4 protein-coding genes and 1 pseudogene are annotated in these 6,327 nt (G+C 50.0%); 2 read left to right on the top strand and 3 right to left on the bottom strand.

What is annotated here, in order from left to right; all coding sequences use genetic code 11:
• The coding region (locus R2I50_RS09810) for a hypothetical protein (protein WP_316608962.1) at positions 1 to 187 on the top strand (187 nt) is incomplete at its 5' end.
• 89 nt (positions 188 to 276) lie between these two features.
• Here R2I50_RS09810 and R2I50_RS09805 read toward each other — a convergent pair.
• Positions 277 to 1,368: a Fic family protein gene (locus tag R2I50_RS09805; protein WP_316608961.1), complete on the bottom strand. Its 1,092-nt coding sequence runs from the start codon at positions 1,366 to 1,368 to the stop codon at positions 277 to 279.
• Between the two features lie 408 nt (positions 1,369 to 1,776).
• Positions 1,777 to 1,971: pseudogene (locus R2I50_RS10145) on the bottom strand (hypothetical protein); the annotation flags it as partial.
• A gap of 303 nt (positions 1,972 to 2,274) precedes the next feature.
• On the opposite strand from R2I50_RS10145, the gene R2I50_RS09800 reads away from it, so the two are divergent.
• Positions 2,275 to 3,870 (top strand): right-handed parallel beta-helix repeat-containing protein, encoded by a 1,596-nt coding sequence (locus R2I50_RS09800; RefSeq protein WP_316608960.1) that lies wholly within the window; start codon positions 2,275 to 2,277, stop codon positions 3,868 to 3,870.
• A gap of 392 nt (positions 3,871 to 4,262) precedes the next feature.
• Here R2I50_RS09800 and R2I50_RS09795 read toward each other — a convergent pair whose 3' ends face one another.
• Positions 4,263 to 6,215 carry a starch-binding protein gene (locus R2I50_RS09795; protein WP_316608959.1) on the bottom strand — a complete coding sequence of 651 codons (1,953 nt, stop codon included), beginning with the start codon at positions 6,213 to 6,215 and terminating at the stop codon, positions 4,263 to 4,265.
• Positions 6,216 to 6,327: the final 112 nt, after the last annotated feature.

Raw genomic sequence — 6,327 nt, 5'->3', positions numbered from 1 at the left:
CGCCAATCCCTGTATCGAAATCTCCAAGAAAGCCAATAACACCAACATCAACCTTAACTGGACTGAATTCAACAGCGAATACTCCAGCCGTATCAAGAACGACGGCAAAAACACCAAGATCAACGAATGGTACGTAACCCGCTCCTGGGAAAAAGAGGAGCGCGGCGGCGAGTACTGGGGAACCTGATCAAAACACAAACAGAATATGAACCGTATATAACAAGCAACAGCGGGGACGGCAAAAGTCGTCCCCGCTGTTCGTATTTATCTATCTTTTTACTTTAACCGATATACTCTGTTCCGGTTGGCGCCTTCGGCGATGATGATACCATCCTGTATCAGTTCACTGAGGTAATCCCTCGTCCTGGACGGCTGTAACCCGATCGCAGCGGCAACCTGAGAAGCTTTGACGGTTCCGCTGTCTTTGATAAAGGCGATAATTGCTTGACGGTTCCGTACGTTTATCGCCGATTTTTTATCGCCGATTTTTTCTTTATCGCCGATTTTTTCTTTATCGCCGATTTTTTCAGGTGGCTGCATTTCGGTGTCAATCAGCAAATACCGATTTTTAAGTTCATGATGTTCTCCGAGCAGCAGATTCCGGAAGAAGTGTTCCAGATAGCTTTTATCCTCGACAATCCCCTTTTGGATATCGGAGTAGTTCGCACGAACAAGGGCGTTTCGAAAATACCATGAGTTCTCAGCAAACAGCGTATTGTTCACCTCAAAGCCCATCGAGCGGAGATATTTGATGCTGAACACCGCCGTCGATCTGGTGTTGCCTTCGCCGAAGGGATGGATCTGCCACAGGTTCGAAATAAACTCCGTGATATGGCGGATGCTCTTGTCGATTCCGAGACCGCTGTAATTAAAGTGTCTCTCTGCATCAAAATCATAGTTCAGCGTATCGCGGATCATGTCGGAACCGGCATAAACCACCGACTTGCCTTTGAGCACCCACTCTTTTTTTGAGATGTTGTAATCGCGGATATTTCCGGCGAATTTGTAGATACCCTCAAAGAGTCTGCGATGAATCGCGATGAACTGTTCAGGCGAGAAAACAAAGGCGTCTTCCGAGAGAATCTGAGCAATGCGGGCGGATACCTTATCTGCTTCTTCGGTACGGTTCTCCGCGTCAATGCGCGCGGTTTTGCTCTCATAGTAGCTGTGGATCAGCTCGTTCGCTTCTTTCAGCGTGATGTCACCGTCGATGTTCTTTTTCGCGGTCTCAATCAGGTATTCGGATGGCTTTAGGCCGTCCACATCCTGCAGACCGATCGCCGTCTGCCAGATATAGCCTTTCTGCTGTTTTTCAGGCTCGCTCTGTCGGATATATTCATCAAAATCAAAGTTGACAGGATCGCTCATTCTCTCACCACCTTACTATGGTATAATCAGCCATCGCCCTTGTCGCGCAGCGACAAATCGGGCGGGCATATAAATTTGTATAATAACCGGATTTATACGGTTATTATACCATAGACCGGGGCAAATAACAACCGTATTCTTTTCAGGGGAAAGGCTCTTTGAAAATATTTTTTCAGTGCAAAAAATCGCCATCGGAGACCTTAAATGACTCCTGTCTGGGTGACCAAACAAAGTCCTTTATCCTGTATCGTTTGAACATTAGTTTGAGCATTTTTTACGTTCCGAGCCCGCGAGACCGCATGGTGACCGGGATTTGTACTTTCACTCGGACAACCCTAAGACTCTCAAAAGTGTAGATTATATCTCACTTTTGGGAGTTTTTCTTTTTTCCAAACCGTCAACAGTTCATTATTCGCTCATTGTTTTGGCTTGTTTTTTCTGTTGTTTCAGCAGATCGCTCATCACATTACAGCCGAAAGCTGTTGCTTCTTTGAATTCGTGAGCATAGACTGACAGAGTAACATTTCCGTTGATATGACCGACGATATTTGAAATCGTCGTGACGTCGACGTTGCTATGAATCAGATTGGTTACTAAGCTATGACGAAAACTATCTGATTCCTCCTATTCTTATTTTGCTGCTGTATGATACATCATCCCGGCGAAAATGTCACTATCCAATTTGGATATAATCGCAAAAAAGCGAAATCCGCCCCTTTATACGAATTATATAGACGATTTCTCAATTCCGTGCGGCAAATACGGAATTGAGAAATTTTTTTGAAAAAATTTAAAAAAACGCCAAAATTTGTCAGGGTTTTGTCATAGTCGGTTCGTTATACTATAGTCACAGTCAAGGGGAGATACAAAAACCTCCCAAATAAAAAGACGAAAGAGGTAAAGAAAATGAAAAACACAACCATCAACACCAATAACAATAACAATAAAAAAGGAGAGAACACCATGAGAAAGACAAATAAGAAAACCAGAATCATCGCGGCAATCCTCGCGATCGTAACCGCAATTTCCGTCGCGGCATTCGCAACAGCCTCAGCCTCCGCAGCGGAGACCGCCGGACAAGCAACAACCGTTCAGTCTGATAAGGACGCACAGAAGGCAAAGGACCTTGAGGAGCTGAAAAAGGTAAAGGACGGCAAGGAAGCGCTGGAAATCTTTCAGAGAATTATCGACAGAAATGAAAGAAAAAGGAATGAGCCGAAGCCCGACCCCATTGACCACAAGGGTATGACCACCATCAAGACCAACAGCGAAGAAAAGGACTACAACACCTTCGCCGAGGCGTTAGAGCAGGCGATTAAAGCGAAGAACGCTTCCATCAAGCTGCACGCCGATCAATACGAGAAGATGAATCTGACCATTCCCGACGGCTGTGATATCAACATTGACCTCAACGGCTTTTTCATGCAGTCAGACGGTGATCTGTTCACGGTAAACGGCGGCGGCGTGCTCCATGTGAGCAACGGCACCCTCATGGGAGCCGCGTCGTCAGTCAAAGCGAACGGTACCGCTTACCTCAACAAGGTTACCTTCAGACACGCAACCAATTCCGCTGTTAACGTAGCGCAGGGAGTGAAGGCAATCATCACCAACTGCACCTTTGAAGACAACAGAGGAGAGCGCGGCGGCGCGATCTATATGCCCGGCGAGGTTTACGGCTCCAATATCGAGAATAATACCTTCATCAACAACACAGCTTCCAAGGAAGGCGGCGCAGTTTACACAAGCACCCCCATCAGAAACTGCACCTTCAAGTACAACAAGTCTGCGGGCAACGGCGGCGCAGTCTACTACGGACACAGCGTTTTGGCTATCAAAGACTGCAACTTTGAAGGCAACAGCGCAGAGGGTTACGGCGGCGCACTGTATATGACCGCTTTCAACGAGATACTCGGCAACCTCTTTAAGGACAACCATTCCGACAAGAACGGCGGCGCGATTTATGTACCTGAGAATATCAAAGCAAAAATTTCTTTTTCAAAGTTCTTCAATAATACCGCATTCGGCAGCGGCGGCGGTATCTATGTAGGCGACCACAGCAAGCTCGACGCTTTCGCACTGACGCTTACCGGCAACGAGGCAAACAACAAGGGCGGCGCGATCTACCTCGGCGCACTGAGCTCTTCCGATCACAATTTCGACGCGATGACCATCACGAATAACAAAGCGGCGAAAGGCGGCGGCGTTTACTGCGACGCGGGATTTGCCAAGGCGGCGGACGTATATCTCAGCCGTGATATTATTGTAAAGGACAACGAAAACAGCAACTTCTATCTTGTAAAGAATTGCGGCAAAAAGGCTGTCCTCTATACGACAAGGAATTTCTTTAACGACAAGTCCAACGTTTACGTAAACTCTTCCGAGAGCGGCGAGCGCGCGGTTGTCAGCCTTGAAGAGAAGTTCCACGAGAACGCCTTCCACGGCGACAACGGCAGAGCGCTGGAGAGGGGCAGCCTCCACAATTACACCCTCTATATCCAGTAAGAGGAAAAGCTGTCGGACAAATCAATATCAGGCTGTCATATCAGGACAGGCTAAAGCTAAGAGGGCTGGCGCTTCGTGCGTCAGCCCTCAGCTTGTCGATAAAGTTCATTTGTCAATCTTAGCGCAGCGAAGAATCTTAGGGTTTATGCGGTTCAAAGGCCATTCATTTCGTACAGGATGACACTTTTTCTATAGCCTTTTTACATTTGCGCAATTTATTATACCTTATCTAAACAAGCCCTTGGTATTACAGGTGTAATCCGAAAAATCCGCAATACGTAAAAAATATCGCGCCCCGTTGGAAGGGCGGCGTAAAACGACATAGGGGCCGTCGCACTAGGAAATGCGACAGCTCCATTATTATACTCTACTGTTACGACGCTCCGACTGACTCAGCCGATACGGTCAACCTGAACATCGTACGGTATGGGCATACCCGCGATCGCGCGCTGAACCCATGTCGCGTCCATGACGTTGATATCATCATCCGCGTCGACGTCGGCAGCCTCCTCGATGAAGCCGTCGAACACGATACCGACGATATAACGCTGGATCCAGGTTACATCCATGACGTTAACGTCATCGTCGCCGTCGACATCACCCAGGTTGACGCCGGGCGTGATAATCGCCTCGGTCGCGGGAGCGGCGGTGGGCTTAGGCGTAGTGGGGGCTGCCGTTGCGGGAGCAGAGGTAGGAGCTACGGTTGCGGGAGCGGAAGTAGGAGCTACCGTTGCGGGAGCAGAAGTGGGCTTAGGCGTGGTGGGCTGTACTACAGTGCCGGGGGTGAACGCCTTACCGATACGCGCCATCGGGACGGTGATATGATCCTCGTCCTCCTTCTCAGCGGAAGAGGAGGGATCGGCGGAGTAGGGCTCGGCGGCGTTATCGGACATAGACAGGTCGTAGGGCAGGGAGTCCATACCGGAGGTGCCGAAGGTGGAAACCTTCATGATACCGATACCGTTGGTCTCGATGTCGGCAGCGGAGATATCCAGATTCTTGAGCGGGATGGAGATCTCATAGAACATATCCATGCTCGCCTTATGACCCTTGGTGTAAAAATCGGTGAGGGTAGCGTCGACAGCGTCGCCTGCCGTGCGGCCGTTGTTGCCGCCCGCTTTGTTGATACCCATCAGCTTGCCGGAGAGGGTCTTGCCGTTGCCCCACTTGATACTGATGCCGGACTGAGCACCTGCGAGTACAAGGTCATCGGGCATGAGCTGACCGTCGTCGTTCGCGGTATAGATAAACGGACCGTTCGAGGCATTGGTGGAGTAAGCGATCACATGATCCGCGTGAGCGTCGAGGGTCGTACCGGTCGCCCAGAGGGTGCCGTCGGCAGTCTCGCCGTGGTTGATATTACCTTCACCGGAATAGATGTACATAAAGACAGGCAGGTTGTAGATCCAGAGGTTGCCCTGCGTCAGCGGGAAGTCCGCGCCGGGAGCGACAACGTCCTGAACGTTCGCCATCTCATACATGATGTAGAGATTGGTGTCATCCCAAGCGGCATACATCGCGTAGTCGTCGATCGGGATCTCGTGCATCGACCACGCAGTATAAACGCGGGGATCATCGTTCGCTACACCCTGAGCAATCAGCATGGAGCTGTCCCAGTCGGACTTGTCGCCGTCGACGGTGATGGTCTTGCGTTTACCGTAGCCGTTGTTGGGGTTAGTTGCGTAGTTGCCGGTGAGAGCGGGAGCGGTACTGCCGTCGGAATCCATGCCACCGGAGGTTCTCTTTTTGAAGGTGAAGCTCTTGTTGACGGTACCGAAGCTGTTGGTCGCGCTGATATCCAGCACGATGGAAGAGCCCTCGGCAGCATCTGCGCCGAGCGTCAGGTTGACGGAGCCATTGATCGCGAGGTGAGAGCCGCTGTTGATCGTATAATAGGCAGAGGTCGCGTCGGCGACGGTGATGGTCACATCAACGGAATCCTTGAAGCTTCCGCCCTCTTTGGAAACGGTGATGACCGGTACCGGGTCGCTGCTGTAATCTTCCCATGTCCTCTTGGCGTAATCAAAAAGCTTGTTGCCGCCGGGGTACTTCATGTCGTCGGTCTGACCGCTGCCGTTGAAGATGATCATGTCGAACTTGTCGCTGGGGACGGTGTAGCAGTACACATCTGTCTCACCGTCGACCTTGGTCATCTTGACACCGGGCCACTCCTGGTTGTTCTCTTTTGTGGAATCGTTCCACATATAGCAGTTAGGGGTGAAGCTGGCGCGGCAATAGACCTTATCGCCGGCTGCGGCGGAAACATTCACGGCGGCGACAGCTGCGCTTGAAACCACCAGAATGACCGCGAGGATAATAGCGAGTAATTTCTTTGAGATTTTCAAAAAATCCCCTCCTTTTGGTACAATATTAGCATAGTCTTACTGCTGACTACAGTTGGTATGGCACTATGCTTGTTTTTTTGTATAATGAGAAGGTAATGGTCTGATGGGTCCT

It is taken from the genome of uncultured Ruminococcus sp. (genome assembly GCA_902785355.1).
GTDB lineage: Bacteria > Bacillota > Clostridia > Oscillospirales > Acutalibacteraceae > Ruminococcoides.
This window is presented reverse-complemented; position numbering and strand designations above follow the sequence as displayed.

Excerpts from the sequence above, each read along its gene's own strand:
- R2I50_RS09805 (WP_316608961.1), bottom strand. The coding sequence starts at position 1,368 with ATGAGCGATCCTGTCAACTTTGATTTTGATGAATATATCCGACAGAGC.
- R2I50_RS09800 (WP_316608960.1), top strand. The coding sequence starts at position 2,275 with ATGAAAAACACAACCATCAACACCAATAACAATAACAATAAAAAAGGA.